Below are 26227 nucleotides of genomic sequence, written 5' to 3'. Positions count from 1 at the left end.
GAGCTCTTCATCAGCGGCACAGCCGGGTTTGCGGGTCCAGCTTCACGTATTCGCGGGCCGAGATCTTGTGCATCTCCAGCGAGTGTTTCCATTCGCTGTTCCATTTCCGCAGGATGCCGTTGCGGTAATAGCGCGCCATCAGCTGGTCGACGATCGGCGGAATGATCTTGGTGCCCGGAATACGCGGAGCGTGGAAGCCCACGGTCGCGCCGCGGCCAAGGCAGGCATTGGGCATGGTGATGTACATCGTGCAGGCCGAACGACAATAGCCGCGGATCTCGACCGGGCGGCCGCTGGCGACCAGTTTCTCGCGATGCTGCATGGTCTGGACGACATTGCCGCCCTTGTTGTTCATGATGACGATGGGCTTGTCATTCGTGCGAGCCTGCGCCCCCGGCACGGTCAGCATGGACAGCGTCAGAAACATTGCAAGGCAGGCAAAAATCCGGTTCATCTGGGCGTGCATCCTGTTCATCACTCACTTGGGCATATGCCCTTCCGAACGCACAAGACGAAATGACGTTCCGGTGTGCGTGCAAGACTTCGCTCAAGCCGCTTAACAATGCTCCCCAGTCGGACTATATCGCCCGCCATGAGCCAGAACCCGCCCCTGTTGCGCCCCGATCTAGCCCCCAGCCCGATCTTCGACACCACGCGAAGGGCAGGGCAGCCCACTATTGGCATGGTCAGCCTTGGCTGTCCCAAGGCGCTGGTGGACAGCGAACGCATCCTGACGCGCCTGCGCGCCGAGGGTTATGCGATCAGCCCGGACTACAAGGGCGCGGGCGCGGTGATCGTGAACACCTGCGGTTTCCTTGACAGTGCCAAGGCCGAATCCCTGCAAGCCATTGGCGAGGCGCTGGCCGAAAACGGCAAGGTCATCGTCACCGGCTGTCTGGGCGCCGAGCCTGAATACATCACCGGCGCGCACCCTTCGGTGCTGGCGGTGACCGGCCCGCAGCAATATGAGCAGGTGCTGGACGCCGTGCATGGCGCGGTGCCGCCGTCGCCCGATCCGTTCGTGGACCTGCTACCCGCGTCGGGCGTCAAGCTGACCCCGCGCCATTACAGCTATCTGAAGATTTCCGAAGGCTGCAACCACGCCTGCAAGTTCTGCATCATTCCCGACATGCGCGGGAAACTGGTCAGCCGCCCCGCCCATGCCGTCATCCGCGAGGCCGAAAAGCTGGTCGAGGCGGGCGTGCGCGAATTGCTGGTCATCTCGCAGGATACCTCGGCCTACGGACTTGATCGCAAGTTTGAAACCGAACGCGGCCACCGCGCCCATATCACCGATCTGGCCCGCGATCTGGGCGGCTTGGGCGCTTGGGTGCGGCTGCATTACGTCTATCCCTATCCGCATGTCCGCGACCTGATCCCGCTGATGGCCGAAGGGCTGGTGCTGCCCTATCTGGATATTCCCTTCCAGCATGCCCATCCGGATGTGCTGAAACGCATGGCCCGCCCGGCGGCTGCGGCCAAGACGCTGGATGAAATCGTCGCATGGCGCTCGGCCTGCCCGGACATCACCCTGCGCTCGACCTTCATCGTCGGCTATCCCGGCGAGACCGAGGAAGAATTCCAGACCCTGCTGGATTGGCTGGACGAGGCGCAACTGGATCGCGTCGGCTGCTTCCAATATGAAAACGTCAAAGGCGCACGGGCCAATGACCTGCCCGACCATGTGCCCGCCGAGGTCAAGCAGGACCGTTGGGACCGTTTCATGGAAAAGGCGCAGGCGATCTCGGAGGCCAAGCTGGCCGCCAAGGTCGGCAGCCGCATCGACGTGATCGTCGACAGCGTCGATGCCGATGGCGCGACCTGCCGGACCAAGGCCGATGCCCCGGAAATCGACGGCAACCTGTTCATCGACGAGGGATTCGAGGATCTGACCCCCGGCGACATCGTCAGCGTGACCGTCGATGAGGCAGGCGAATATGACCTGTGGGGCAAGCTCTGATCAATCGCGGGGGCCGGGCATTGAAGCCTTTCCCCCTGCGTGCGCCTGCCTTAACACTTGTGCCGGAACAGCAGGATTAAAGGCAGGCGAATGAACTGGGACCCCAACGGCAAGCCTCGCAAACCGGATTTTCTGGGCATTGGCGCGCAGAAAGCCGGAACGACCTGGCTGTCGCAGATGCTGGGCCAGCACCCTCAGATCTGGACGCCGCCGTTCAAGGAAGTGCAGTTCTTCAACCACCGTTTCGTCGAAGAACATCGCCAATGGCTGCCCTGGCATTACAAGCGGGCCAAGCTGAACCTGCAGAAACGCTATGATGCCAAGGGCGAGGACATGCCCGAGGAACTGGGCAACTATCTTGAACGGGTCACGCGTGAGCCGATGTTCACCAACCACTGGTACAAGACCGTCTTTGCCCCGGCCCCCGAGGGTACGCGTACGCTGGACGTGACCCCGGAATATTCGACCCTGCCTGCTGAAGGCGTGGATTTCGTGGCGAAATTCCTGCCCGAGGCCAAGTTCATCTATATCATCCGCCATCCGGTTGATCGGGCGATCTCGCAGCTAAAGATGAACCTTGTGCGCGGGCGACGCAAACCTGCCTCGGTCGAGGATTGGCTGGCCGAGGTCGAGGACCCGGTCCTGACCGATCGCGGCGACTACCAGACCTATGTGCCGCGCTGGAACGCGCATTTCGGTCCCGACCGGTTGCTTTATCTGCCCTTTGGCCTGATCGCGCGCGATCCCTTGGGCGTGCTGCGCAAGGTCGAGACCTTCCTTGGCCTTGAGGCGCATGATTACCGCGACATGGGCAAAAAGGTCTTCGCCTCGGACCGCTCGCTTTCGGTGCCCGATGTGGCGCGGGCCAGGCTGCGCGAGAAGCTGGAGCCGCAATTCGACTTCCTCGACCAGACCTTCGGCAAGGAATTCACCGCGCAGTTCCGCTAGGCTGGCCTTTCCCTTTCGGCGGCGCTGCACTACATAGCCGCCAAACCCATACAGATTTCATTCGAACGAGGAACGATCATGGCCTCCTACCAGTATGTCTATCACATGGACGGAGTGTCCAAGACCTATCCCGGCGGCAAGAAGGTGTTCGAGAACATCCACCTGAACTTCCTGCCCGGCGTCAAGATCGGCGTCGTCGGCGTGAACGGCGCCGGTAAGTCCACCCTGCTCAAGGTGATGGCGGGCATGGACAAGGATTTTCAGGGCGAGGCTTGGGCCGCCAAGGGCGCCAAGGTCGGCTACCTGTCGCAGGAGCCTTACCTTGACCCCGCGCTGAACGTGCGCGCCAACGTCATGGAAGGCGTCAAGGCCAAGCAGGCCAAGCTGGACCGCTATAACGAACTGGCGATGAACTATTCGGACGAGACCGCCGACGAGATGGCGCGTCTGCAGGACGAGATCGACGCCGAGAACCTGTGGGATCTGGACAACCAGGTCGACATCGCGATGGAAGCCCTGCGCTGCCCGCCCGATGACGCCGATGTCGAAACCCTGTCGGGCGGTGAGCGCCGCCGCGTCGCGCTGTGCAAACTGCTGCTTGAAGCGCCCGACATGCTGCTCTTGGACGAACCGACCAACCACCTGGACGCGGAAACGATCGCCTGGCTGCAAAAGCACCTGATCGAATACAAGGGCACGATCCTGACCGTGACCCACGACCGCTACTTCCTCGACGATATCACGACGTGGATCCTTGAACTGGAACGCGGCCGCGGCATCCCGCATGAGGGCAACTATTCCAGCTGGCTGGACGCGAAAGCCAAGCGCATCGCCCAAGAGGCCCGCGAGGACAAGTCCAAGCAAAAGGCCATGGAGAAGGAACTGGAATGGATCCGCGCCGGGGCCAAGGCCCGTCAGGCGAAATCCAAGGCCCGTATCGCCGCCTATAACAAGATGGCCGATGAATCGGTCAAGGAACTGGTCGGCAAGGCCCAGATCGTCATTCCGCACGGCCCGCGCCTTGGCAACAAGGTCATCGAGGTCGAGGGCCTGAAAAAGCACATGGGCGACAAGCTGCTGATCGAGAACCTCTCGTTCAGCCTGCCGCCGGGCGGCATCATCGGCGTGATCGGCCCGAACGGCGCCGGTAAATCGACGCTGTTCAAGATGCTGGTCGGACAAGAGCAGCCCGATGAAGGCACCGTCACCATCGGCGATACCGTCAAGATGTCCTTCGTCGACCAGTCGCGTGACAGCCTCGACCCCAACAAGAACGTCTGGGAAGAGATCTCGGGCGGCGCCGAGATGATCGAACTGGGCGATGCGCAGGTCTCGAGCCGCAACTATGTCGGCTCGTTCAACTTCAAGGGCGGCGACCAGCAGAAGAAAGTCGGCCTGCTTTCGGGTGGTGAACGCAACCGCGTCCACATGGCGAAACTGCTGAAATCCGGCGGCAACCTGCTGCTCCTCGACGAACCGACCAACGATCTGGACGTCGAAACCCTGCAGGCGCTGGAAGCGGCGATCGAGAACTTTGCCGGCTGCGCGATCATCATCTCGCACGACCGCTTCTTCCTTGACCGTCTGTGCACGCATATCCTCGCCTTCGAGGGCGATGCCCATGTCGAATGGTTCGAGGGCAACTTCGAGGATTACGAGGCTGACAAGATCCGCCGCCTTGGCCCGGATTCGGTCGAACCCAAGCGCGTGAAATACAAGAAATTCACCCGCTGATCCGTAGGGTGCGCTTTAGCGCACCTCATACCAAGCAAGGGTGCGCTGAAGCGCACCCTACGCCCCCCGATCCCGGTGCCATGACGAATAGGGCCAATCCGCCGGATCACTGACCAGTCCGTGCCTGACCGGGTTCGTCCAGCAATAGCTGATTGCTGCGGAAAGTTCGGCCTCGTCTCGCAGATGATGTTCCCAGAACCGTCGCTGCCAGATGCCCTTTTCCCGTCGGCGAACATGGCTCGGTCTAAGCCGCCCCGCCGGCAGTCCACGCGAAAACCCAGCCTTGATCGCCGCCCATCGCCCTGAATAGTCGCTGTCGCCTTCGGGCAAGGTCCAGACGGTATGCAGATGATCGGGCAGGATCACGATGGCCTCGATCCTGAAGGGCCGGACCGTCCGCACTTCTCGGAACACCTCGCGCAGCCGGGCGACTTCACGGATCAACAGATCGTCCCCCCGCATCGCCAGACAGGCGGTGAAGAAAATCGATGATCCGGGAATGTCAGGGCGACGATAGGCGGACATGCCGCCCATGCTTGCTCGCCAATCCTTAAAATCCGCCTAACACGCGGGGACGCCGTAGGGTGCGCTTCAGCGCACTGCGATCATGCCCATTCCCAGGGCAGCGTGAACTGGCCCAGGCAATCCGCCACGGCCTTGTCATCCACCGCGCCCTGCCGCGCCAGCCGGGCGACCAGGCCGCGTTTCTTGTCGTCGATCACCTCGAGCACGGTCACGGCCAGACCAGCCTTCTCCAGCGCCTCGCCGTAAACCCGGCGGATGGCAAGCTTGCGCAGGTCAGGCTTGAAGATCTTGCCGACGGCGGTCTTGGGCAGTTCCGACAGGATCTCGATATGTTTCGGGACCGCCGCGCGTTCAGGGATATGGTCGCGGGCATGGGCCAGCAGGTCCTCGGCCGAAACCCCGGCGCCGGGGACCAGTTCGACATAGGCGCAGGGCAGTTCCCCGGCAAAGGCGTCGGGCTGGCCGATCGCCCCGACAAAGGCGACCGCCGGATGCGAGACCAGCGCGTCCTCGATCATCGCGGGGTCGATATTATGGCCGCCGCGGATGATCAGGTCCTTGGCGCGGCCGGTGATCCACAGATAGCCGTCGCCGTCGATCCGTCCCAGATCGCCGGTGCGCAGGAAACGGTCCTCGGCGAAAAGCTCGTGGTTCTTGTCGGCCTCGGTATAGGTCGAGCCCTCATAGACACCGGGGCTGGCGATGCAGATTTCGCCGATCTCATCCGTGGCGCATTCGTGATAGCCCTCGGGGGTGCGGCGCAGGATTCGGACATGGGTATAGGGCAGGGGAATCCCGACCGAGCCCACCTTCTTCAGCCCACCGACCGGATTGCAGGACACCAGACAGGTCGCCTCGGTCAGGCCGTAGCCCTCGGAAATCTCGACCCCGGTCGCGGCCTTGAAGCGGTTGTAAAGCTCGATAGGCAGGGGCGCCGAACCCGAGATCGCCATTTTCAGCGACGACACATCGGCATCGACCGGTTTGCTCATCAGGACCGAGATTGCGGTCGGAACGGTGATCAGGAAGGTCGCTTCCCAGCGCTCGATCAGCTTCCAGAAGTTCTTGAACACGCCTTCGCCGCGATAGCCAGCCGGGGTCGGCATGACCAGCTGCGCCCCGGATGCCACGCAGGACATCAGCACCGGATAGGCCGCAAAGACGTGGAACATCGGCAGCGGGCACATCAGCACGTCCTGATGATCGAACAGCAATGTCGAGCCGAGCCAGCCGTTATAGACCATGCCCGATTGCTTGTGCTGGGCGACCTTGGGTGTGCCGGTGGTGCCACCGGTATGGAAATAGGCGGCGACGCGGTCGTCCTCGGGTTCCTCGAAGATCAGGCGGTTGTGCCGCTGGGCGCTGGCCGCGCCATCGAAATCCAGATACTTCGCCTTGTTCTGGACCGTCAGCTTTGGACGCATGAAGGGGACAACCAGCCGCTTCAGCCCCGACAGGTAGCCGCGCAGATCGACCTGCAGCACGGTCTTGACGTTCGGGGCCAGCGCCACGGCCTCGGCCGCCTTCTGGGCCACGTCGGATTTCGGGAAGGGCTTCAGCGTGACCAGCACCTTGGCCTTGGTCTCGCGCAGGATGCCCGCGATATGCTCGGCGTCCAGAAGAGGGTTGATCGGGTTCACGATCCCCGCCGTCGCCCCGGCCAGCAGCACGATCGGGGTCTCGATCGTATTAGGCAGCAGATAGGCCACCACGTCGCCCGGCCCGACGCCAAGGCTGCGGAACAGGTTCGCGGTCTCGGTCACTCGTTCGTGCAGCTCGCTCCAGGTCAGGGTGATGGCCTTGGACCCCGGCTCCGAGAAAAGCTGGAAGCTGATGGCCGGACGGTCCGGGAAGCGGTCGCGTGTCTGGCTGAGCATCTGGTAAACCGAGCCCGGAACGCCCCTTTCCTCATAGGGCATCTCTGCCTCGATCGCACGGCGATCGGCGGCGTTTGCGAACTTGGCCATGAACTCTCCTCCCAGTCGTCCAGCGGGTGTTCCCCCGGAGCAGGAGAATGTTCCGAAAAGCAGGTGCCGGGCAAGGGCAGAACCCCCGCCCGGAGGGGTGGTATACGCCACGTCAGCCTGTGATCAGGCCTGCGGAATGCGCAGGCTCTGACCCGGATAGATCTTGTCGGGGTCGCTCAGCATGGGTTTGTTCGCCTCAAAGATCTCGGGATAGCGGTTCGCGCTGCCCAGATATTCCTTGGCGATGGCCGAAAGCGTTTCACCCTTCTTGACGGTATGGAAGACCGGGGGCTTGAAGGCTGCAGGCGCGGTCTGGGTCGGCGTCATTTCGGCCCCGCCCGGCGCACCCGAGGGCGGCGGCGCGGCATTGGCGGCCCCGAAGCCTGCGGGTTTCGGTTCCTCGGCCAGTTCGACATGGGCGATGCCCTTGATGTTGCCCACGGCAAGGATCAGCTTCTCCATGGTCTCCTGATCGCGGGCCTTGCCCTTGATCACGACCGTGTCGCTGCCGCGCAGCGTCAGGTGGACATCCTTCGAGGTCAGGCCCAGCTCGGCCAGTTCCTGCTTGAGGGCGGCAACCTTGCGGTTGGTCTCATCCTCGGGGGTGGGGGCTGCTGCGGCCGGGGTTTTCGGCGCTTCCTCTGCATGTGCCTCAGAGCCGAAGATCGACTTGCCGGCGTCCTTCACGAAGTCCCAGATAGCCATGTTCCGTCCTTTCCGCGTTGGTGCGGCAAGGAAACGCGCATTTCTGTGGGCGGTTCCTTGCCACATGTGGCGGGTGGTGGGGCTTTCTGTCGCAGCCAAGCTTTCCATCTAAGGCCAAAGGTCCCATGTCGCGGGGCATGAAAATGACCAAGACCCGAACCGCGCTTGGCGCGATCACCCTGTCGCTGCTGGCCGTCTGTACGGTCGCGGTGGGCAGTGCTCAGGCGGCAGCGACCTGTCAGCCGACCAGTAACGCGCAGAATGGCGCGGCCGCGCAGGCCAGCAATGCGATGCGCAAGGGCAAGGGGCTGGCACCGCTTGCCCCCAATGCGCGGCTGGCGCAGATTGCTGCGGCCCATGCCTGCGACATGGCCCGGCGCGGGACCATGACCCACAAGGGCAGCACAAGCGCGGGCCCGAAGCAGAGGGCCAAGGCGGCAGGTTATGCGCCGCGCATCATCGCTGAAAACATCGCCGCCGGGCCTTTCTCGCAGGGGCAGGCGATGGCTGCATGGGCGGGATCGCGCGGCCATGCCGCGAATATTCTGATCCCGCAGGTGCGTGATTTCGGCATTGGCCGGGCGGTTGGCGCGGATGGGCGGACCGTCTACTGGTCCGCCGTCTATGCCGCGCCGCGCTAGCTGGCCTCCTGCATGCCTTCGGTGAATTGCAGCCGGGCAAGGCGCGCGTAAAGCCCGCCTTCGGTCACCAGTTCCTCATGCCGCCCTTGGGCGACGATGCGGCCATGATCAAAGACGACGATGCGGTCGGCCTTTTTCACCGTGGCAAGGCGGTGCGCCACGATGATCGTGGTGCGGTCGCGCGACAGCTGATCCACTGCCGCTTGCACCAGACGCTCGGATTCGGCGTCCAAGGCACTGGTTGCCTCATCCAGCAGCAGGATCGGCGCGTCGCGCAGGATGGCGCGGGCGATGGCGATGCGCTGGCGCTGGCCACCGGACAGCATCACGCCACGTTCGCCAAGCTGGGCGTCATAGCCCTCGGGCAGGGCCATCAGGAAGTCATGGGCATGGGCGGCGCGGGCGGCGGCCTCGATCTGGGCATCGGTGGCGTCCGGGCGGCCAAAGCGGATATTGTCGCGGGCCGATGCGGCAAAGATCACCGGCTCCTGCGGGACCAGTGCGATGTCGCGGCGGAAATCGGCCCGCGCCATGTCGCGCAAGTCGATCCCGTCGATGCTGACGGTGCCAGAGGCCGGGTCCCAGAAGCGCAGCAGCAACTGGATGATCGTGGTCTTGCCTGCGCCCGAGGGCCCGACCAGCGCCACGGTTTCACCCGGCGCAATGTCCAGCGTGATCCCTTCCAGCGCCGAGACATCGGGCCGGGACGGGTAATGGAAGGTCACGTCGGCAAAGCCGATCTGTCCGCGCGCCGGGCGGGGCAGGGCCACCGGGTTGGTGGGGTCGGTCAGATTGTCCTCGGCGCTCAGCAGCTCGGTCAGGCGCTCGGTCGCACCAGCGGCGCGCTGAAGCTCGCCCCAGATTTCCGAAAGCGCGCCGACCGCGCCCGCGACCAGCACGGCATAGATCACGAATTGCACCAGCCCGCCGACGGTCATCGTCTCAAGCCGCACGTCGCGCGCCCCGATCCACAACACGCCCAGCACGCCCGAGAAGATCAGGAAGATGACGATCACCGTCATCACCGTGCGCGTGCCGACCCGTTTCATGGCCGAGGCATAGGATTTCTCGGTCACGTCGCGGAAACGCTGCCGGGTCGGGCCTTCATGGGTGAAGGCCTGAACTGTCTGGGCGGACAGCAGCGCCTCGGAGGCGGAACCGGCGCTTTGCGCGATCCAGTCCTGATTTTCACGCGACAGCGCCCGCAGCCTGCGGCCCAGCACGACGATGGGGATGACGATGACCGGGACCAGCACAAGCATCAGCCCCGACAGCTTGGCCGAGGTCCAGACCAGCATGACCATGCCGCCGATCAGGATCAGGAAGTTGCGCAGCGCGATCGACACCGAGGACCCGATCACCGACTGGATCAGCGTCGTGTCGGTGGTGATGCGGCTGATGATCTCGCCGGTCAGGACGCGTTCATAGAAGGCGGGGCTAAGGGTGATGACCCGATCAAACACCGCCTTGCGGATATCGGCCACGACCCGCTCACCCAGTCGGGTGACCAGGTAGTAGCGCATCCCTGTCCCCACGGCCAAGGCCGCGACGATGGCCAGTGCCGCGCCGAAATACTGGTCCAGCAGATGCGCGCCGGCATCAAACCCGTCCACGACCCGGCGCACCGCCAAGGGCAGGGTCAGGCTGATCCCGGCCGTGACGGCCAGCGCCACCATCGCCGCAGCCAGCAGCCCGCGATAGGGCCGGATAAAGGGCCACAGCGCACGCAATGCGCCAATGCGTTTCGTCGTCGGACGGTCTTCTATGACCTTGGGGCCGCGTGCCATGTTTCCTCCCTTGGTCCCGATCAGAGCGCGCGGGTTCCGCCCGCCAGTTCAAGGACCACGTCCCATTCGTCATCCGCGACGGGCTGGACGGAAAGGCGCGAATTGTTGACCAGCACCATATTCGACAGGCGCGGCTCGACCTTGGCATCGTCCAGCGTCACCGGGCGCACGACCCGCGCCACCGCCTTGATGTCGACGCATTCCCATTTCGGATCGTCAGAGGTGCTGTCGGGATGGGCCAGCGCCACCACCTCGCAGATGCCGACGACTTCCTTGCCGATATTCGAATGATAGAACAGCCCGCGATCGCCCAGCTTCATGGCGCGCATGTTGTTGCGGGCCTGATAGTTGCGCACGCCATCCCATTGCTCGCCCTTGTCGCCCTTGGCGATCAGGTCGTCGAAGCTGAAGACATCGGGTTCGGATTTGAACAGCCAGTAAGCCATCAGCCGATCACCTTGCGCCATTCGATCACCTCGACCGAGGCGAACAGCCCAGCCTGCGTATAGGGATCCTTGGCGGCCCAAGCGCCCGCTGCCTCGCGGTTTTCAGCCTCGATCACCAGAAGCGAGCCGATGGGCGAGCCGCCCTCGATGAAGGGACCGGCGAATTGCACGACCCCGGTCTCGGCCAGATAGGCGAGGTGGCGTTCACGGGTTTCCATGCGGATTTGCAGATGGTTGGGCTTGTCGCGGCAAATGACGGCGAAAAGGGGCATCATTCTTCCTTCAATGGGCGGTTCAGCAGGATGTCGAGCGCATGTTCCATGGCGACGCGGCCCTCGGCAAGACCTGCGACCAGTTGCGAGACCGGCAGGTCCACGCCCAGACGCGGGGCCAAGGCTGCGGCGGCGCGGGCGGTGGCAGCACCCTCAACGGTGGTGCCGGCGGCAAAGTCGCGGCCCGCGCCTAGGGCAAGGCCATAGCGGAAATTGCGCGATTGTTCGGATGTGCAGGTCAGGACCAGATCGCCAAGGCCGGACAGGCCGGTCAGCGTCTCGGGGCGCGCGCCAAGGGCCGTCGCCAGTCGGGTCATCTCGGCAAAGCCGCGGGTGATGACGCTGGCCCGCGCGCTGTCGCCATAGCCCGCACCAATGGCCGCGCCCGCCGCGATGGCAATGACGTTTTTCAAGGCTCCGCCCAGTTCTGCGCCGGTCACATCGGTGGTGCGGTAAAGCCGCAGCGTCGGGGTCGACAGGTCGTGCTGCAACTGGTGCCCCGCCCGGCCATCCGCGCAGGCCAGCGTCAGCGCTGTAGGCAGGCCGCGCGCGATATCGGCGGCAAAGCTGGGTCCGGTCAGCACGGCCACCTTGGAATCCGGGCAGGTCGACGCGATCAATGCGGAGGGCCCGGTCAGGGTGGTCAGGTCGATGCCCTTGGCGCAGCTGACCAGATTGCGGCCGTTCAAAAGCCCGGCATTCCGGGTCAGAAAGCTGCCCAGAACCTGCGCGGGCAAAGCCAGCAGCACGGTTTCGGCCCGGATCTGGTCCAGATCATCGGTGACATGCAGGGCGGGCGGCAGGGCCACGCCCGGCAGGCGCGGGTTTTCGCGCGTCCCCGCCCAGTCTATCTCGCGGCCCCATAGCGTGACCGGGGCCTTGCTGGCCAAGGTCACGGCAAGCGCGGTCCCAAAGGCGCCCGCGCCGATGACGGCGACGCTCATGCCTTGGCTCCACGTTTGCCCGCGCCCAGCATCGGGGCGGATTTCTGGTCCAGAGGCCAGCGCGGACGGGCGACCATGTCCATGCCGTCGCGGTGACCCGATTGATAGGCCTCGATCCCGGCCCATGCGATCATCGCGGCATTGTCGGTGCAAAGCCGCAGCGGGGGGGCGACGAAGGCGGCCCCGGCCTCGGCTGCGACGGCTTGCAGGGCGGCGCGCAGGGTCTGGTTCGCGGCAACGCCGCCTGCCACCGCCAGCGTGGGCGCGGGGCTGGCCGCCAGCGCGCGGCGGGTCTTTTCGGCCAGAACATCGGCGACGGCGGCCTGAAAGCCCGCGCAGATGTCGTCGCGATCCTTCTCATGCAGCCCGCCCTGCGCCTCGGTCAGCTGGTCGCGCTGGCGCAGAACTGCGGTTTTCAGGCCGGAAAAGCTCATGTCGCAGCCGGGCCGGTCCAGAAGCGGGCGCGGCAGGGCGAAGCGCTTGGGATTGCCGCGGCTGGCTGCGGCTTCGACAAAGGGGCCGCCGGGCTGGGGCAGGCCCAGAAGCTTGGCCACCTTGTCGAAGGCCTCGCCGGGCGCGTCGTCGATGGTGCCGCCAAGGCGGGTGAAGTCCTCAGGGCCTTTGACCGACAGGAACTGGCAATGCCCGCCCGAGACGAGCAGCATCAGATAGGGATATTCCACGCCATCGGTCAGGCGCGGGGTCAGGGCATGGCCCGCCAGATGGTTGACGCCGACCAGCGGCAGGCCGGTCCCGGCGGACAGCCCCTTGGCCAGCATGACGCCCGCCAGCACCCCGCCGATCAGGCCGGGTCCGGCAGTGACGGCGATTCCGTCCAGATCGGTCAGCGCGACGCCCGCCTCGGCCAGCGCCTGTTCGACGCAGATATCCAGTTTCTCGGCATGGGCGCGGGCGGCGATCTCGGGGACGACGCCGCCGAAATCGGCATGCAGTTCCGTCTGGCCGGCCACGACCGAGGCGAGGATCGTGCCATCCTCGCGTACCACGGCGGCGGCCGTGTCGTCGCAGCTGCTCTCGATGCCCAGAAACGTCAGTGCCATGCTCATCCTTGTTCCTGCCCGGCCAAGGGCCTAGGCATGTTCCAGTAGCACCAGAGCAGAGCGATTGCCATGCCGCCAAGCCTTCTGCTGACCCGCCCCGAGGACGCCTCGCGACGCTTTGCCGCAGGGCTGGCGCATCTGGGGCTGACGGTGGTGATTTCCCCGGTCCTGCGGATTGTGCCGGTGGTGCATGACGCGGCGGCGCTGTCGGCGGCGGCGGGGCTGGTCTTTACCTCGGTCCATGCGGTTCCTGCTGCCGGGCCGGGGCGGGGCAGGCCCGCGATCTGCGTCGGTCCCGCGACCGGTCAGGCGGCGCGCGCGGCCGGGTTTGCCGTGACCGAGGGACCGGGCGACGCGGCGCGCATGATGCCGCTGCTGACGGGCTTGGGGACGGGCTGGATACATCCGCATGGGGCGCATATCGCCAAGGAACTGCCGGTTCCGGGCATGGTCGTCTATGATCAGCAGCCCTTGCCGCCCTCGGTCCAGGCGGAGGCATTGCTGGCCGGGGCGGGGCCGGTGATCCTGCCGGTGTTTTCGCCCCGCTCAAGCCGGCTGGTGTCGGACTGGGCAAGCGGTGCTCGCGCGCCGATCTGGCTGGCTGCGATCAGTGATGCGGCGCGGGTCGGCTGGCGTGCCGGGCTTGCGCGATCGGTCACCGCACTGACGCCGGATGCGGCAGGGATGCAGGCCGCGGTCGAAAGCCTGCTGACCGGGGAACCGGGGAAACCACGGCGGGTTGAGGCGCAGTCGGGCGGCGATTAGACTGCCCGCGAAGACATGCCATGCTGTGCCGTCCCGACGCGGGACGCGGCCCGGCGGCAAAGCGGGCATCAGGCCGAAAAGGAACGGGGAAGCATCGTGAAAGAACCTCAGAACAAGACGCGCGAAGCCGCCGCAACCCCCCGAAAGGACAGGAAGAAACCGGCCGAGGCCGCCGTGGTGGAAAACCGCGCGGTCGAGGCGGGCAAGGGTCCCGACACCGCAGCTGCGACGCCGAAGCCGGTGATCGAATCGACGCTGGTCGGCGCGGGGTCGCAAACGCCCGCCGCTGCCAAGCGCACCGCCCCTGCGGACGAGCCCGCCAAGTCGGCTGCGGTCGCAGCGGCCAGCCCCGTGCCTCCGGTCAGCCGCCCCGAGCCTGCCGCGGCTGCGACGCCTCAGCGTGATGCCCCCAAACCGGTCGCCAAACCCGAGCCCCGCGTCGAGGTCCGCAAGGTCGGCTTCTTCCCCACCTTCCTTGGCGGCGTGGTCGCGGCCGGGCTTGGCGCTGCCGCCACCTATTGGGCGATTCCGCATCTGCCCGAGGCCTGGCGTCCCGGCGCGGTCGAAACCATCGCCCCCGAGGCCCAGCTTGACGCCGCCCGCAGCGCCGCAACCGAGGCCGCGCGTGCCGAAGTCACCGCGCAGCTTGATGCGCTGGGCAAGCGTGCCGCCGATGCCGGGACCGATGCCGCGCGTCAGGCGCTGGCCGATGCCGAAGCCGCCCGGCCTGCTGCCGCCGCCTCGACGGTCGAGATCCCGACCGAGCTGACCGGCCGGATCTCGGCGCTTGAGGCGACCTTGACCGAACTTGCCAACCGCCCCGCATCCGAAGGCGGCGCGCCCGTCCCGCTGGTGCAGCCGCAACCCGCCGGGGTCTCGCAGGCCGCGCTGGACGAACTGGCCGCCCGGGTGACCGCGCAGCAGGCCCGTATCGACGAACTGGCCGCGCGTCCCGCCGTCGATCCGACCACGGCCGAGCAGGTCCAGACGCTGGTGAAACAGGCCGAAGACCTGCAGCAAAGCACCGAGGCCGCCACTCGCCGCGCTCAAAGCGCGACGGCAGCTGCCGCACTGAAGGCCGCCATCGAAAACGGCGGACCGCGCGATCAGGCGCTGGCCGAGTTGTCGGCGGCGGGCGTGACCGTTCCCGCCATCCTGACCGGCGATGTGCCGCGTCTGGATACGCTGCGCGCCGAATTTGCCCCCGCCGCGCGCGAGGGGCTGCGGGCATCGCTGGATGCGGTGGCCGCCGATGAGGGCGCGATGGGCATGATCGGGAATTTCCTGCGCGTTCAGACCGGCGCACGTTCGGTCGAGCCGCGCGAGGGCAATGATCCCGATGCCGTCCTGTCGCGCGCCAATGCCGCCGTCGAGGCGGGCGATCTCAAGGGGGCGCTGGCGGAAATCGCGGCTCTGCCCCCGACCGGCCAGCAGGCTATGTCGGCTTGGACCACCCGCGCCCAGCAATGGGTCGAGGCCAATGCCGCCTTGGCCGATCTGGTCGCAAGCGGAAAGTAAGGGGTTCTCGATATGCTGCTTTCTGCTTTGAAGATCCTGATTTTCTTCGCAATCATTCTGGCGGTCACGCTGGGCGCGGTGCAACTGGCCGAACATGGTCATGGCCTGCGCATGGTCTATGACGGGGTCGAATACACGCTGGGTCCGGTTCAGGCGCTGGTCGGGCTGGTCGTGCTGTTCCTGACCGGTTGGCTGCTGGTCAAGCTGGTCGGTATCACGCTGGCCTTCATCCGCTTCCTGATGGGCGATGAGACTGCGGTGAACCGCTATTTCGCCCGCTCGCGCGAGCGTAAGGGTTTTGACGCGCTGTCCGAAGGCATGTTGGCCGTCGCCTCGGGCGAGGGGCGTCTGGCACAGGACAAGGCCGCCAAGGCCGCGAAATTCCTGGGCAAGCCGCATCTGACCGACCTTCTGGCCGCGCAGGCTGCCGAGGTCGCGGGGGACAACCGCAAGGCTGCCGAGGTCTATCGCCGTCTGCTTGATGACGATCGCACCCGCTTCGTGGGCATCCGCGGTCTGATGCGCCAGAAGCTGGATCAGGGCGACACCGCCACTGCACTGAAGCTGGCCGAAAAGGCCTATGCGCTGAAACCCAAGCATGCCGAGGTTCAGGACACGCTGCTGCAACTCCAGACCCGTGAGGGCGACTGGAAGGGTGCGCGCGCGGTGCTGAAGGACAAGCGCAAGCAAGGCGCGCTGCCCAAGGATGTGCATATCCGCCGCGATGCGGTGCTGGCGCTGAAAGAGGCCAGCGAGGTGCTGGCCGAGGGCAATTCGATCAGTGCCCGCGAGGCCGCGATTTCCGCCAACAAGGCCAGCCCGGACCTGATCCCGGCCTCGGTTCTGGCGGCGCGCAGCTATATCGCGCAGAACGACCGCAAGAACGCCGCCCGCGTGCTGCAAAAGACTTGGAACGTGCGTCCGCATCCCTCGATCGCCGCGACCTTCGCCGAGATCGTCCCCGATGAGACGCCCGCCGCGCGGCTGCGTCGCTTCGAGGATCTGATGAAGCAGAACCCCGATCACGAGGAAACCAAGCTGCTGCGCGCCGAATTGCTGCTGGCCGCCGAGGATTTCCCCGGTGCCCGCCGCGCGCTGGGTGATCTGGCGCAGAAGCATCCAACCGTGCGCTCGCTGTCGATTCAGGCGGCGATCGAACGTGGCGAAGGCTCGGATGACGCCGTGGTGCGGGGCATCCTTGCCCGGGCGTTGGTCGCCAGCCGCGGCCCGCAATGGGTCTGCGACAAGTGCCATAACGTGATGGGCGACTGGGCTCCGGTCTGCGACAGCTGCGGTGGTTTCGACACCCTGACCTGGCGCGAGCCGGAAAGGGCCGCGGCCAGCGCCGGGATCGTGCCGAACGGGGTCGAGATGCTGCCCCTGCTGGTTGGTCCGCTGCCGACGGCAGCCAAGGAGGCTGCGCCCGCCGCTGCTCCGGTCCCCGAGACCAAAAGCCCGGTTGCCGATGTCATCGCGGACGAGATCCCGGATGTCGCGCCCGGCATGGTTCCGCGCGAATCGGATTACCGCCGTCCGCCCCGTCCTGCCGAGGCGGAGCCCGCGATGACCGTGACCGATCCGGAACCAGAGGCCCCGCCCGCGCCGCCGCGCCCGGTGGTCGTTCAGGCCGCGCCGGTCCCCGAGGCCCCGGTCAAATCCCGCATTGCCGGGGATGCCGACATCCTTCCGGTGCGCCCCGATGTCGAGCCGCCCGAGGATGATCCGCGTGTCATGGGGAAAAAATACTGACACCCCCTTTTCGCCCGCGCCGGAACCTGCTATCCGGCGCGGCACAAGGAAAGTGCCGGTGTAGCTCAGCTGGTAGAGCACGTCATTCGTAATGATGGGGTCGGGGGTTCGAGTCCCTTCACCGGCACCACTTTTCTGAAAAAGCCCCGTGACGGTCGCACCCGTCGCGGGGCTTTTTCGTTTTGCTCCCTCGATCAATGGCGATCAGCGACGCATCACGTCGCCATTGAATAGTGTATGACATCCTGCATAATTTCAGATGACTTCGCCGGCATGGTCCCGGCTGTTCGAGGCAAGGCATGATCCGCGGAACGACGAAACTGATCGCCCATCTTGGCTACCCGACAAGCACCTTCAAGGCGCCGATGATCTACAATCCCTGGTTCGCCCATCGTGGCATCGATGCCGTGGTCGTGCCGATGGGCTGCAAGGCCGAGGATTACGCCGCCTTCCTGCCGCTGCTGTTCCGATTGTCCAACATCCACGGCGCGCTGGTCACCATGCCGCATAAGGTGGCGACGGTGGCGCTGGCCGACCGGGTCTCGGTCACCGCGCGGATTGCGGGGGCGGTGAATGCGTTGCGGCTGGGCGCGGACGGGCTGCTTGAGGCCGACATGTTCGACGGCGAAGGTTTCGTCGCCGGAGTGCTGGGCAAGGGGCAAAAGCTGGCCGATCGCGCGGCGCTGGTCGTGGGCTGTGGCGGTGTCGGCTCGGCCATCGCGGCATCATTGGCCAAGGCCGGGGTGGCGCGGCTGGCGTTGTTCGATCCCAATGCCGCCATGGCCGAGGGTTTGGCAGACCGCCTGAAGGCTGCCTATCCGGCGCTGGCGGTGGTGACCGGCTCGAATGATCCCGCCGGTTTCGCGCTGGTGGTCAATGCCTCGCCCTTGGGGATGAACCCCGATGATCCGTTGCCGATGGATGTGGAGCGCATCGATCCCTCGACCTTTGTGGGCGAGGTGGTGATGAAGTCCGAGATGACGCCCTTTCTTGCCGCTGCGGCCGCAAGGGGCTGCCGCTATCAGGTCGGGACCGATATGCTGTTCGAACAGATCCCGGCCTATCTGGAATTCTTTGGCTTTGGCCGCCCCTCGGTCGCCGAGCTGCGCGAACAGGCGGCGATCAGCTATTAGGCGGAATGGGCGGCCCGGTCGGGACCGCCCTTGCGATTTCAGCCGATCAGCTGTCCCAGCAGCCCAAGTGCTGCGAAGCCCCCCAGCATCAGCAGCCAATGCAGCGCGACCGATCCGCGCGAACGGTGCTGTGTGGTCTGGCCCATCGGGTTGGGGCCGTCATCATCGGGCCGGGGCGGCGGCGGGGCCACGACATGGGGTTGGTGGGCAGGCGGGGTCGTCCGGCTCTCGTCCGGCAGGTTGCTTTGGATGTTCATGGAGATGTCCTGATTGAACGCAAGGGTCAGGCCCGCATTCCACGTGGAACGCAGGCAAAAGGATTGCGGTCGTCAGGTCAGAGGAGGCGCGCGGGCCCGCGCGGTCGGCGGGCTGCGCGATTGCGGCAGCGCCAGCTTTGTCCCGGCCAGCAGAATGATTTGCGGCGATCGGGGCGGTGGCGGCAATGCGCCGGGCGGCAACGCGGCGGGCGGCAGCGGACGGAACTGCGCCGCGTCCTGCCTTGAGACCAGCTCGCGCCCCTGATGGCCGGTCAGCGCCGGTTCGGACGCGACAAGCTGGCTCAGATCGGGGCTGTGCTGTGGCGCATGTGGACCGGGCAGCAGGGCCAGCACCAGCACGGCAAGCGCCGCCAGCCACACCCGAAGCGGGTGTGCCCTGTGGTCGTCCTGCGGATGCATTGTCCCGGTCATGCTGGGATTTCGCCCATTTGACCGGTCAAAGGCAAGCGTTGCAGCCGTCCGCGACCCGCCTACAGTGGAATTGCCCGCGAAGTTGTGAACATATGTCGCCAAATTTTCCGAGTCGGAATTGGGGAACAGCATGCAGATGACCGTCGATCAGGCCCTGACACAGGGCGGGGCGGGGCGATTCCAGCGCCGGCTGCTGGGAATCTTTGGGCTGGTCTGGGCTGCGGACGCGATGCAGGTGCTGGCGATCGGCTTCACCGCGGCCTCGATCGCGGCCAGCTTCGGATTGACGGTCCCGCAGGCGCTGCAGACCGGGACGTTGTTCTTTCTGGGCATGTTCGCGGGCGCGACGCTGTTTGGCCGCATCGCCGATCGGATCGGGCGGCGCAATGTCCTGCTGCTGACGGTGCTGTGCGATGCGGGCTTTGGCATGGCCTCGGCCTTTGCGCAGGATTTCACCATGCTGCTGGCTCTGCGTTTCCTGACCGGGATGGCGGTGGGCGGAACGCTTCCCGTCGACTATGCGCTGATGGCCGAGTTCCTGCCCCCAAAAAACCGGGGCCGCTGGCTGGTCTGGCTTGAGGGCTTCTGGGCCATCGGCACGATCCTTATCGCCGTGACGGCATGGATCGCGCATCTGGCTGGCGCGACCGAGGCATGGCGCTGGATCTTTGGCGTGGCTGCATTGCCGGCAGTGGTCGGTGTCTTCCTGCGGCTATGGGTGCCGGAATCGCCGATGTTCCTGCTGCGCCGCGGCCATGAGGAGCGCGCCCGCAACGTCGTCAACCGCGTCCTGACCGGCAATGGCACGCCCGCTCTTGCGCCTGAGGTCCGGCTGGTCGCACCCGATGCGCCGGCAGCCGGGCAGGGCATCTTTGGCCCCGAATTGAAGCGCCGCAGCATCGCGGTCTTTGCCACGTGGTTTCTGGTGTCACTGTCCTATTATGGGGTCTTTGTCTGGCTGCCCTCGCAGCTGGTCTCGGGCGGTGCGGGCTTTGTCAAAAGCTATGGCTTCCTTGTGTTGTTGGCGATTGCGCAGATCCCCGGCTATGCCCTTGCCGCCCATGGGGTCGAGGCATGGGGTCGCAAACGGACGCTGCAGATCTTCCTGATCCTCAGCGCCGGGGGCTGTTTCCTGTTCACCTTGGCCGCAACCCCGCTGACCAGCGCATTGGCGCTGCTGCTGATGAGCTTTGCGCTGCTGGGCACATGGGGTGCGCTTTACGCCTTTACCCCCGAGCTTTACCCGACCGGCCTGCGGGCCACCGGCATGGGCACGGCCAGCGCGGTGGCGCGGGTGGGCGGCCTGCTGGCGCCCTCGGCCCTGGGGCTGGTGGTGGCGCAGGGTTTCGGCGTTGCCATCGGGGTGTTTTCGGCGCTGCTGCTGCTGGCCGCCATTGCGACCCTGTTCATTCGCGCCGAGACCCGCGATCAGGCTATCGGCTGATCCGGTCCGACATTCACAGGACCCCGGCCCTTGCAGGCCGGGGCGAATTTTGACAAGGGACCGGGATGGCGACCGTATCCGAACTGTATGAGGCCCGCGTCCGCGACGGCCTGCTTGCTCCTGATGCCGCGCAGCGCGGTGTTCTGCCTGCGCTTGACCGGCTGGTCCGCGAACTGGGCGCAGCACCCGCGCCGCAGCCGCCGCAAAAGTCCGGTTGGCTGTCGAAGCTGATCGGGGGTGGTCAGCCTGCTGCTGCCGCGCCGGCGCTGAAGGGCGTCTATCTGTGGGGCGGGGTCGGGCGTGGCAAATCCATGCTGATGGATCTGGTCATGGATGCCGCGCCCTTGTCGGCCAAGCGTCGCGTCCATTTCCACGAATTCATGCAAGAGGTGCAGACCGCGCTGGAGGCCGTGCGCAAGACCGGCCAGCAGGACGCCGTTCGCCCGGTCGCCAAGGACATCGCCCAGAAGGTTCGCTTGCTGTGCTTTGACGAAATGCAGATCACCGACATTGCCGATGCGATGATCGTGGGTCGCCTGTTCCAGATCCTGATGGAGGAGGGCGTGACCGTCGTCACCACCTCGAACCGCGTCCCCGAGGATCTGTACAAGAACGGACTGAACCGCCAGCTTTTCCTGCCCTTCATCGGGCTGCTGCGCGAGCGGATGGAGGTGATCGAGCTGGTCAGCGCCACCGATCACCGCCAGAACCGGGATGAGGGCGGGCAGGTCTGGTTCTCGCCTGCCGACAGCATCGCGCATGGCCATCTGGACGCGATCTGGCGCGAGGAAACCAGCGGCGCGCGCGCCAGCCCGCTGATCCTTGAGGTAAAGGGCCGCAAGGTCGAGCTGCCCCGCCATGTCGGACGCATCGCGCGCGCCAGTTTCTGGGATCTGTGCGCCAAACCCCTTGGCCCGGCGGATTATCTGGCCGTGGCCGAGGCGCTGGATCTGCTGTTCATCGACGGCATCCCGCGTCTGAGCCAGTCGAACTACAATGAGGCCAAGCGCTTCGTCACCCTGATCGACGCCCTGTATGAGGCACGCGTGCGCCTGATCGCCAGCGCCGCCGACGATCCCGAACGACTTTATGCCGAGGGCGAGGGCGCGTTCGAATTCGAACGCACCGCCAGCCGCCTGCGTGAAATGCGCGATGCGGATTGGGGTCGGGCCTGAAAGCTCAGGTCTGCACCGGTTTTCCCAGCAGGCGCGCATAGTCGCGATGCCGGATGAACGGCCGGGCAGGCGTCATCGGATTCTGACCCTGCGCCAGTTCGGGAAAGGCCAGAGTCAGGCTGAGCCGCTGCGGCAGGCCAAGCGCGCGTAGCGCCATCGGGCCGGTAAAGAACGTCTCCATCGCCGCGCCTTCGGCCAGCACGATCTGGTGATCTTCGCAGGCGATATGCACCAGCGTGAAGGGGGCATCATCCTGTCTTGCGGCGATGCCCGGCACGCCCGCCTTCATCAGGTGCCGGGCGGAAATCAGGTATTCCTGTCCATTCACGCAGACCAGCACCCGGTGCTGGGCCGAGACCTCGACCGCGCGATGCGGCAGGCCATCCCCCAGCGCCCCTGCCTCGATCCGGATCGGGCGGCGGTCGGGCGAGATGTCCAGCATGTCCCGGCTGACTTGGCTGGAGCTGGTCCAGACCAGAATTTGCGGGCCGTGGTCGCGCGTCAGCACCAGATCGCCCGCGCGTAGCGTTTCGACGGGACGTTCGCCGGTCGGCGTCGCGATCAGCGTTCCGGCCAGAAAGCAGATGTCCAGATCGTCGATCGACGGCCCATAATCCGACTTGCTAAGCCCATCCAGCAGATCGGTCAGGTCGTCGCCTTCCTCATACGGGTGGGGGGTATACAGCGTGCCATTGACCTCGCTGCCGGTTCCATGCGCGGCCCATAGCGCGGGCGGCGTGGTTTCGCCCGCGATCTGGCCATTGGGGCTGCCGGTATAGGCCGCCCATTCGTCGCGATCGATGACGCCGTCATTATTCGCATCGTCGATGGACAGGGTCACGAGGGTCGAGTCGGACTGCGCAACGCCGTCCTGCTCCTCGGTCGCATATAGCGTGATTTCAACGATCGCCATGGCTTCCTCCTGAAAGGAAGTTTAGATCGCTGACGCATCCCGCTAAAGAGGAAATGCACAAATTGCCCATAAGGGCAGTGGGGCTGACTGACCTTAGCCGTTGTCGCGCAGGATCTCGCCCGCAAGATAGAGCGAGCCGCAGATCAGGATGCGTGCGCCCGGTTCCTCAAGTGCGATGCGGCGGACGGCGTCCAGCGTGTCGGGTGCGGTCGTGGCGACCATACCGGCATGGATCGCGGCCTGTTCGGTGGCCTCTGCGGGCAGGGTGGCCTCGGCTCCGGGGATCGGGACGGCGATCAGGCTGCGCACATGCGGCGCAAGCGGGCGCATGTAGCCGACCACATCCTTGGTGTTCAGCATACCGCAGACCAGATGGGTCGGGCGCGGCGGCATGGCGGCAAGGGTCGCGGCGACGGCCTCGCCCCCGGCGGGGTTGTGCCCGCCATCCAGCCACAATTCGCAATCGCCCGCCGCCTCGACCAAGGGGCCGCGGGTCAGGCGCTGCATCCGGGCGGGCCATTCGGCGCGGGTGACGGCGGCAGTGGCTTCGGCTTCGCCAAAGCCCAGCTCGCGGAGCGCCGCGATGGCGGTGCCCGCGTTCACGATCTGATGCGGGCCGGGAAGGTTCGGCAAGGGCAGGTCCATCAGACCGTTCTGGTCGAAATAGACCAATCGCCCATGTTCGGAATAGCTGTCCCAATCCTGCCGCGCGATGCGCAGGGGGGCCGACAGTGCCTCGGCGCGGGCCTCGATGACCTGGCGACCCTCGGGGGCCTGCGGGGCAACGATGCAAGGCACATTGCGCTTGATGATCCCGGCTTTTTCGCCCGCGATCTGGGGCAGGGTGTCGCCCAAGAATTGCGTGTGGTCGATGCTGACCGGGGTGATGATGGTCAGGCGCGGATCGTCGATGACATTCGTCGCGTCCAGCCGCCCGCCAAGGCCGACCTCCAGCAAGGTGAAATCGGCCGGGACGCGCGAAAAGGCCAGAAAGGCCGCTGCCGTGGTGATCTCAAAAAAGGTGATCGGCTGGCCGCCATTGGCGACCTCGCATTCCTCAAGCGTCGCGGCCAGATCGGTTTCGCTGATTAGCTCTCCCGCCAGACGGATGCGTTCGTGGAAATGCGCCAGATGCGGCGAGGTATAGGCATGGACGCGCTTGCCCGCCGCCTCAAGCCCGGCGCGGATCATCGCCTGCGTCGAGCCTTTGCCGTTGGTGCCCGCGACATGGATGACGGGCGGGATGCGACGTTCGGGATTCCCCAGCGCCGCAAGGATACGCTCCATCCGGTCCAGAGACAGGTCGATGACCTTGGGATGCAGCTGCATCAGCCGCGCGAGAATGGCGTCGGATGTGGTCATCGCGCGGCCCCGCTCAGGCGGGTTTCGCGGCAGGTTCCGGGGCAGCCGCGGGCGCGTGTTCGGCCGCGGGCTGTGCGATGCTGCCCGGCGCGGGCAGGTCGGCTGCGATCGGCGCGGGCTGGCGCATGACCATGCGCAGGATCGAGATCAGCTCCTCGCGCATCTTCTTGCGATGGGTGACGCGGTCCAGCATGCCGTGATCCAGCAGGTATTCGGCGCGCTGGAAGCCCTCGGGCAGTTTTTCACGGATGGTCTGTTCGATCACGCGGGGACCGGCAAAGCAGATCAGGGCGTTCGGCTCGGCGATCTGGATGTCGCCCAGCATGGCGTAGCTGGCGGTCACGCCGCCGGTCGTCGGATGGGTCAGGACGACAATATAGGGAAGCTTTGCTTCCTTCAGCATCTGCACCGCGACGGTGGTGCGCGGCATCTGCATCAGCGACAGGATACCTTCCTGCATGCGTGCGCCACCGGCTGCGGAAAACAGCACCAGCGGGCGCTTCAACTTCACGGCGCGCTCGGCGGCGGCGATGATCGCGTTGCCGACATACATGCCCATCGAGCCGGCCATGAAGGAAAAGTCCTGCGCCGCCAGAACGACGGGGGTGCGGCCCATCTCGCCCTCGGCGACCAGCATGGCTTCTTTCTCGCCAGTGGATTTCTGCGAGGCCTTCATCCGGTCGGGATATTTTTTCTGGTCGCGGAACTGCAGCGGGTCGGCGACCGGCTCGGGGACCTTGACCTCGTTGAAGACGCCACCGTCGAACAGCGCGGCAAATCGGTCGCGCGGGGTGATCGCAAGGTGGTGGTCACAATGGGTGCAGACATTCAGATTGTCTGCAAGTTCCCGGTGGAACAGCATGTTTCCGCATTCCGGGCATTTGGTCCACAGGTTCTCGGGCACTTCGCGGCGCGAGAACAGCGAATTGATGCGCGGACGCACATAGTTGGTGATCCAGTTCATCCGAGAAGGCCCCTTGCGCTGTCTTCAGCCGTCCACTTAGGCAAACGGCAGCGGAATTGCAATTCCGCGCTGGCCGGGCTTTGATGTCAGGCATGTGGACCCAGATGTTTGTGTTCATTCACTATGCAATCGCGCTGGCGGTATCCGTCCGCGTGCTTCTGCGTCCGCGGCTGGAACCCACGGTCCGCCTGTCATGGATATTGGTGATCGAGCTGGTGCCGCTGATCGGCATCATCGCCTATGTGCTTTTCGGAGAGATTCGTACCCGCGGCGCCGAGGTCGAGCATATGGCCAATGTCCGCTCTCGGCTGTCGGGCCTGTGGCGGCCCAGCCCCGAACTGGTGCGCAACCCGCCCGATTTCGCCGCCCCCCTGATCGCCGCGAATCGGGCGACGACGGGATTCGGTGCGGTCGCGGGCAACCGCGCGAGCCTGCTCTCTGAGGAAGACAGCGCCATCGACGATCTGGTGGCGGCCATCGACAGCGCGCAGGATCATGTCCATCTGCTGTTCTATATCTGGCTGGATGACGTGTCCGGTCGCGCCGTCGCACAAGCCGCCATCCGCGCCGCCCAAAGGGGCGTCACGGTGCGCGCGGTCATCGATGCCTTCGGCTCGCGGGCGTTCAGCTATTCCGACAGCTGGCGCGAGCTGCGTGAGGCGGGCGCGGAATGCGTCGAGGCTCTGCCGCTTGGCCTGCCGATCATCGGCGGTCTGTTCCGGCGCATGGACCTGCGCAATCACCGCAAGATCGTGGTGATCGACCATGTGCTGGGCTTTACCGGCAGCCGGAACTGCGCCGACAAGGCATTTGCGGTAAAGCCGCGCTATGCCCCCTGGGTCGATGTCCTGCTGCGAATCGAAGGGCCGGTGGTTCGCCAGATGCAGGCGGTCTTTCTGCAGGACTGGATGAGCTATGCGCGAGAGGATCTGGGCGACATGCTGCAGACCGTGCCCTCGGTGCTGCCGCAGGGCGACATCGCGCAGGTCGTGGCGACCGGGCCGGATGACCGGCAGGGGACGCTTTCGGATTGCATGGCGACCATGTTCCATGCCGCGCGTGAAAAGCTGGTGATCACGACGCCCTATTACGTGCCCGACAGTTCACTGGACACCGCGATCCGCACGGCGGCGCGGCGCGGCGTCGATGTGACGATGATCCTGCCCGCGCGCAATGACTCGCTGGTGGTGCAGGCAACGTCCGAGGGGTTCTACTATGGTCTCGTCTCGGCTGGGGTTAAGCTGATGCTGTTCCAGGACGGGCTGCTTCACGCCAAGATCATCACCGCCGACGGGCGCATGTCCATGCTGGGCAGCGCCAATATGGACCGCCGCAGCTTCGAGTTGAACTACGAGATGAACATGCTGTTCGTTGGCGAGGACCTGACCGCCGAGCTGGACGCCCGTCAGGAATCCTATATCGCGCGGTCCGAATCGATCACCATTGGTGAGATCCGCGCCTGGTCCCTGTGGCGGCGGCTGCGCAACAACCTGCTGGCGCTGGCAGCGCCGATCCTATGAGGGGG

At 65.6% G+C, this 26227-nt stretch carries 25 protein-coding genes and 1 tRNA gene; 12 read left to right on the top strand and 14 right to left on the bottom strand.

Features of this window, described 5'->3' with window-relative positions:
* Positions 1-10: 10 nt before the first annotated feature.
* Positions 11-454 carry a hypothetical protein gene (locus IB235_RS05450; protein WP_225612079.1) on the bottom strand — a complete coding sequence of 148 codons (444 nt, stop codon included), beginning with the start codon at positions 452-454 and terminating at the stop codon, positions 11-13.
* Positions 455-592: 138 nt separating this feature from the next.
* Here IB235_RS05450 and rimO point away from each other — a divergent pair, with 138 nt between their 5' ends.
* The 3 genes from rimO (at position 593) to ettA (ending at position 4642) form a co-directional block, all read left to right on the top strand.
* The gene (gene rimO / locus IB235_RS05445) at positions 593-1960 is read left to right on the top strand and encodes a 30S ribosomal protein S12 methylthiotransferase RimO (RefSeq protein WP_192335979.1); all 1368 of its coding nucleotides are present in this window, start codon (positions 593-595) and stop codon (positions 1958-1960) included.
* 90 nt (positions 1961-2050) lie between these two features.
* Complete coding sequence (locus IB235_RS05440; protein ID WP_192335978.1) at positions 2051-2908, top strand: sulfotransferase; 858 nt, start codon at positions 2051-2053, stop codon at positions 2906-2908.
* Positions 2909-2986: 78 nt separating this feature from the next.
* Complete coding sequence (gene ettA / locus IB235_RS05435; protein ID WP_155038595.1) at positions 2987-4642, top strand: energy-dependent translational throttle protein EttA; 1656 nt, start codon at positions 2987-2989, stop codon at positions 4640-4642.
* Between the two features lie 57 nt (positions 4643-4699).
* On the opposite strand, the gene IB235_RS05430 is transcribed toward ettA, so the two are convergent.
* The 3 genes from IB235_RS05430 to lysM form a co-directional block, all read right to left on the bottom strand.
* Complete coding sequence (locus IB235_RS05430) at positions 4700-5167, bottom strand: transposase (protein WP_192335977.1); 468 nt, start codon at positions 5165-5167, stop codon at positions 4700-4702.
* An 80-nt stretch (positions 5168-5247) separates the two neighbouring features.
* Positions 5248-7134 carry an acyl-CoA synthetase gene (locus tag IB235_RS05425; RefSeq protein WP_192335976.1) on the bottom strand — a complete coding sequence of 629 codons (1887 nt, stop codon included), beginning with the start codon at positions 7132-7134 and terminating at the stop codon, positions 5248-5250.
* Between the two features lie 123 nt (positions 7135-7257).
* Positions 7258-7839, bottom strand: coding sequence for a peptidoglycan-binding protein LysM (gene lysM / locus IB235_RS05420; protein ID WP_192335975.1), 582 nt, complete (start codon positions 7837-7839; stop codon positions 7258-7260).
* Positions 7840-7982: 143 nt separating this feature from the next.
* Between lysM and IB235_RS05415 the strand changes: the two genes are divergently transcribed.
* Positions 7983-8480: a CAP domain-containing protein gene (locus tag IB235_RS05415; RefSeq protein ID WP_192335974.1), complete on the top strand. Its 498-nt coding sequence runs from the start codon at positions 7983-7985 to the stop codon at positions 8478-8480.
* Here the strand turns inward: IB235_RS05415 and IB235_RS05410 are convergent.
* The 5 genes from IB235_RS05410 to tsaD are packed head-to-tail and all read right to left on the bottom strand — an operon-like array spanning position 8477 to position 12996.
* Complete coding sequence (locus IB235_RS05410) at positions 8477-10267, bottom strand: ABC transporter transmembrane domain-containing protein (RefSeq protein ID WP_192335973.1); 1791 nt, start codon at positions 10265-10267, stop codon at positions 8477-8479. The genes IB235_RS05415 and IB235_RS05410 overlap by 4 nt on opposite strands.
* 20 nt (positions 10268-10287) lie before the next feature.
* Positions 10288-10713, bottom strand: a complete 426-nt coding sequence (locus IB235_RS05405; RefSeq protein WP_192336226.1) for an EVE domain-containing protein — start codon at positions 10711-10713, stop codon at positions 10288-10290.
* The gene (locus tag IB235_RS05400; RefSeq protein ID WP_370576836.1) at positions 10713-10985 is read right to left on the bottom strand and encodes a YciI family protein; all 273 of its coding nucleotides are present in this window, start codon (positions 10983-10985) and stop codon (positions 10713-10715) included. Before IB235_RS05400 ends, IB235_RS05405 begins: the two co-directional genes overlap by 1 nt.
* The gene (locus tag IB235_RS05395; RefSeq protein ID WP_192335971.1) at positions 10985-11929 is read right to left on the bottom strand and encodes an NAD(P)H-dependent glycerol-3-phosphate dehydrogenase; all 945 of its coding nucleotides are present in this window, start codon (positions 11927-11929) and stop codon (positions 10985-10987) included. Before IB235_RS05395 ends, IB235_RS05400 begins: the two co-directional genes overlap by 1 nt.
* Positions 11926-12996, bottom strand: coding sequence for a tRNA (adenosine(37)-N6)-threonylcarbamoyltransferase complex transferase subunit TsaD (tsaD, locus tag IB235_RS05390; RefSeq protein WP_192335970.1), 1071 nt, complete (start codon positions 12994-12996; stop codon positions 11926-11928). Before tsaD ends, IB235_RS05395 begins: the two co-directional genes overlap by 4 nt.
* A 63-nt stretch (positions 12997-13059) precedes the next feature.
* Here tsaD and IB235_RS05385 point away from each other — a divergent pair, with 63 nt between their 5' ends.
* From IB235_RS05385 to IB235_RS05365, 5 genes are all read left to right on the top strand, one after another.
* The gene (locus tag IB235_RS05385; protein ID WP_192335969.1) at positions 13060-13755 is read left to right on the top strand and encodes a uroporphyrinogen-III synthase; all 696 of its coding nucleotides are present in this window, start codon (positions 13060-13062) and stop codon (positions 13753-13755) included.
* A gap of 96 nt (positions 13756-13851) precedes the next feature.
* Positions 13852-15273, top strand: a complete 1422-nt coding sequence (locus tag IB235_RS05380; RefSeq protein ID WP_192335968.1) for a hypothetical protein — start codon at positions 13852-13854, stop codon at positions 15271-15273.
* Positions 15274-15285: 12 nt separating this feature from the next.
* A complete protein-coding gene (locus IB235_RS05375; protein ID WP_192335967.1) occupies positions 15286-17022 on the top strand; it encodes a heme biosynthesis protein HemY in 1737 nt (578 codons plus the stop codon).
* Positions 17023-17076: 54 nt separating this feature from the next.
* Positions 17077-17152, top strand: a tRNA-Thr gene (locus IB235_RS05370).
* A gap of 169 nt (positions 17153-17321) precedes the next feature.
* Positions 17322-18155 carry a shikimate dehydrogenase gene (locus IB235_RS05365; protein WP_192335966.1) on the top strand — a complete coding sequence of 278 codons (834 nt, stop codon included), beginning with the start codon at positions 17322-17324 and terminating at the stop codon, positions 18153-18155.
* Positions 18156-18193: 38 nt separating this feature from the next.
* Here IB235_RS05365 and IB235_RS05360 read toward each other — a convergent pair whose 3' ends face one another.
* The gene (locus IB235_RS05360) at positions 18194-18412 is read right to left on the bottom strand and encodes a hypothetical protein (protein WP_155038583.1); all 219 of its coding nucleotides are present in this window, start codon (positions 18410-18412) and stop codon (positions 18194-18196) included.
* 72 nt (positions 18413-18484) lie between these two features.
* Positions 18485-18844, bottom strand: coding sequence for a hypothetical protein (locus IB235_RS05355; protein WP_192335965.1), 360 nt, complete (start codon positions 18842-18844; stop codon positions 18485-18487).
* 130 nt (positions 18845-18974) lie between these two features.
* On the opposite strand from IB235_RS05355, the gene IB235_RS05350 reads away from it, so the two are divergent.
* Together IB235_RS05350 and zapE are read left to right on the top strand one after the other, a co-directional pair.
* Positions 18975-20288, top strand: a complete 1314-nt coding sequence (locus IB235_RS05350; RefSeq protein WP_192335964.1) for an MFS transporter — start codon at positions 18975-18977, stop codon at positions 20286-20288.
* Positions 20289-20353: 65 nt separating this feature from the next.
* Positions 20354-21463, top strand: coding sequence for a cell division protein ZapE (gene zapE, locus IB235_RS05345; RefSeq protein ID WP_192335963.1), 1110 nt, complete (start codon positions 20354-20356; stop codon positions 21461-21463).
* 4 nt (positions 21464-21467) lie between these two features.
* Here zapE and IB235_RS05340 read toward each other — a convergent pair whose 3' ends face one another.
* The 3 genes from IB235_RS05340 to accD all read right to left on the bottom strand — a co-directional run bounded on the left by IB235_RS05340 (position 21468) and on the right by accD (position 24702).
* Entirely contained in the window at positions 21468-22376 is a 909-nt protein-coding gene (locus IB235_RS05340) for a Hint domain-containing protein (protein WP_192335962.1), read from the bottom strand.
* Between the two features lie 93 nt (positions 22377-22469).
* The gene (locus tag IB235_RS05335) at positions 22470-23738 is read right to left on the bottom strand and encodes a folylpolyglutamate synthase/dihydrofolate synthase family protein (RefSeq protein ID WP_192335961.1); all 1269 of its coding nucleotides are present in this window, start codon (positions 23736-23738) and stop codon (positions 22470-22472) included.
* Positions 23739-23751: 13 nt separating this feature from the next.
* The gene (gene accD, locus IB235_RS05330; protein ID WP_192335960.1) at positions 23752-24702 is read right to left on the bottom strand and encodes an acetyl-CoA carboxylase, carboxyltransferase subunit beta; all 951 of its coding nucleotides are present in this window, start codon (positions 24700-24702) and stop codon (positions 23752-23754) included.
* A gap of 104 nt (positions 24703-24806) precedes the next feature.
* Between accD and cls the strand changes: the two genes are divergently transcribed.
* Complete coding sequence (gene cls / locus IB235_RS05325; protein ID WP_255524288.1) at positions 24807-26222, top strand: cardiolipin synthase; 1416 nt, start codon at positions 24807-24809, stop codon at positions 26220-26222.
* Positions 26223-26227 lie beyond the last annotated feature (5 nt).

The sequence above is a fragment of the Paracoccus sp. PAR01 genome (genome assembly GCF_014851995.1).
In the GTDB taxonomy this organism is placed as follows: Bacteria; Pseudomonadota; Alphaproteobacteria; order Rhodobacterales; family Rhodobacteraceae; genus Paracoccus; species Paracoccus litorisediminis.
The sequence above is the reverse complement of the archived record's forward strand: the minus strand, read 5'-3'. Positions and strand labels throughout refer to the sequence as shown.

Coding starts and splice junctions, on each gene's coding strand:
- accD (WP_192335960.1), bottom strand. CDS start 24,702: ATGAACTGGATCACCAACTATGTGCGTCCGCGCATCAATTCGCTGTTC.
- IB235_RS05450 (WP_225612079.1), bottom strand. CDS start 454: ATGAACCGGATTTTTGCCTGCCTTGCAATGTTTCTGACGCTGTCCATG.
- IB235_RS05425 (WP_192335976.1), bottom strand. CDS start 7,134: ATGGCCAAGTTCGCAAACGCCGCCGATCGCCGTGCGATCGAGGCAGAG.
- lysM (WP_192335975.1), bottom strand. CDS start 7,839: ATGGCTATCTGGGACTTCGTGAAGGACGCCGGCAAGTCGATCTTCGGC.
- IB235_RS05440 (WP_192335978.1), top strand. CDS start 2,051: ATGAACTGGGACCCCAACGGCAAGCCTCGCAAACCGGATTTTCTGGGC.
- IB235_RS05410 (WP_192335973.1), bottom strand. CDS start 10,267: ATGGCACGCGGCCCCAAGGTCATAGAAGACCGTCCGACGACGAAACGC.
- zapE (WP_192335963.1), top strand. CDS start 20,354: ATGGCGACCGTATCCGAACTGTATGAGGCCCGCGTCCGCGACGGCCTG.
- rimO (WP_192335979.1), top strand. CDS start 593: ATGAGCCAGAACCCGCCCCTGTTGCGCCCCGATCTAGCCCCCAGCCCG.
- IB235_RS05360 (WP_155038583.1), bottom strand. CDS start 18,412: ATGAACATCCAAAGCAACCTGCCGGACGAGAGCCGGACGACCCCGCCT.
- IB235_RS05400 (WP_370576836.1), bottom strand. CDS start 10,985: ATGCCCCTTTTCGCCGTCATTTGCCGCGACAAGCCCAACCATCTGCAA.
- IB235_RS05355 (WP_192335965.1), bottom strand. CDS start 18,844: ATGACCGGGACAATGCATCCGCAGGACGACCACAGGGCACACCCGCTT.
- IB235_RS05365 (WP_192335966.1), top strand. CDS start 17,322: ATGATCCGCGGAACGACGAAACTGATCGCCCATCTTGGCTACCCGACA.
- IB235_RS05385 (WP_192335969.1), top strand. CDS start 13,060: ATGCCGCCAAGCCTTCTGCTGACCCGCCCCGAGGACGCCTCGCGACGC.
- IB235_RS05430 (WP_192335977.1), bottom strand. CDS start 5,167: ATGTCCGCCTATCGTCGCCCTGACATTCCCGGATCATCGATTTTCTTC.
- cls (WP_255524288.1), top strand. CDS start 24,807: ATGTTTGTGTTCATTCACTATGCAATCGCGCTGGCGGTATCCGTCCGC.
- IB235_RS05405 (WP_192336226.1), bottom strand. CDS start 10,713: ATGGCTTACTGGCTGTTCAAATCCGAACCCGATGTCTTCAGCTTCGAC.
- IB235_RS05395 (WP_192335971.1), bottom strand. CDS start 11,929: ATGAGCGTCGCCGTCATCGGCGCGGGCGCCTTTGGGACCGCGCTTGCC.
- IB235_RS05375 (WP_192335967.1), top strand. CDS start 15,286: ATGCTGCTTTCTGCTTTGAAGATCCTGATTTTCTTCGCAATCATTCTG.
- IB235_RS05415 (WP_192335974.1), top strand. CDS start 7,983: ATGACCAAGACCCGAACCGCGCTTGGCGCGATCACCCTGTCGCTGCTG.
- IB235_RS05340 (WP_192335962.1), bottom strand. CDS start 22,376: ATGGCGATCGTTGAAATCACGCTATATGCGACCGAGGAGCAGGACGGC.
- IB235_RS05350 (WP_192335964.1), top strand. CDS start 18,975: ATGCAGATGACCGTCGATCAGGCCCTGACACAGGGCGGGGCGGGGCGA.
- ettA (WP_155038595.1), top strand. CDS start 2,987: ATGGCCTCCTACCAGTATGTCTATCACATGGACGGAGTGTCCAAGACC.
- IB235_RS05335 (WP_192335961.1), bottom strand. CDS start 23,738: ATGACCACATCCGACGCCATTCTCGCGCGGCTGATGCAGCTGCATCCC.
- tsaD (WP_192335970.1), bottom strand. CDS start 12,996: ATGAGCATGGCACTGACGTTTCTGGGCATCGAGAGCAGCTGCGACGAC.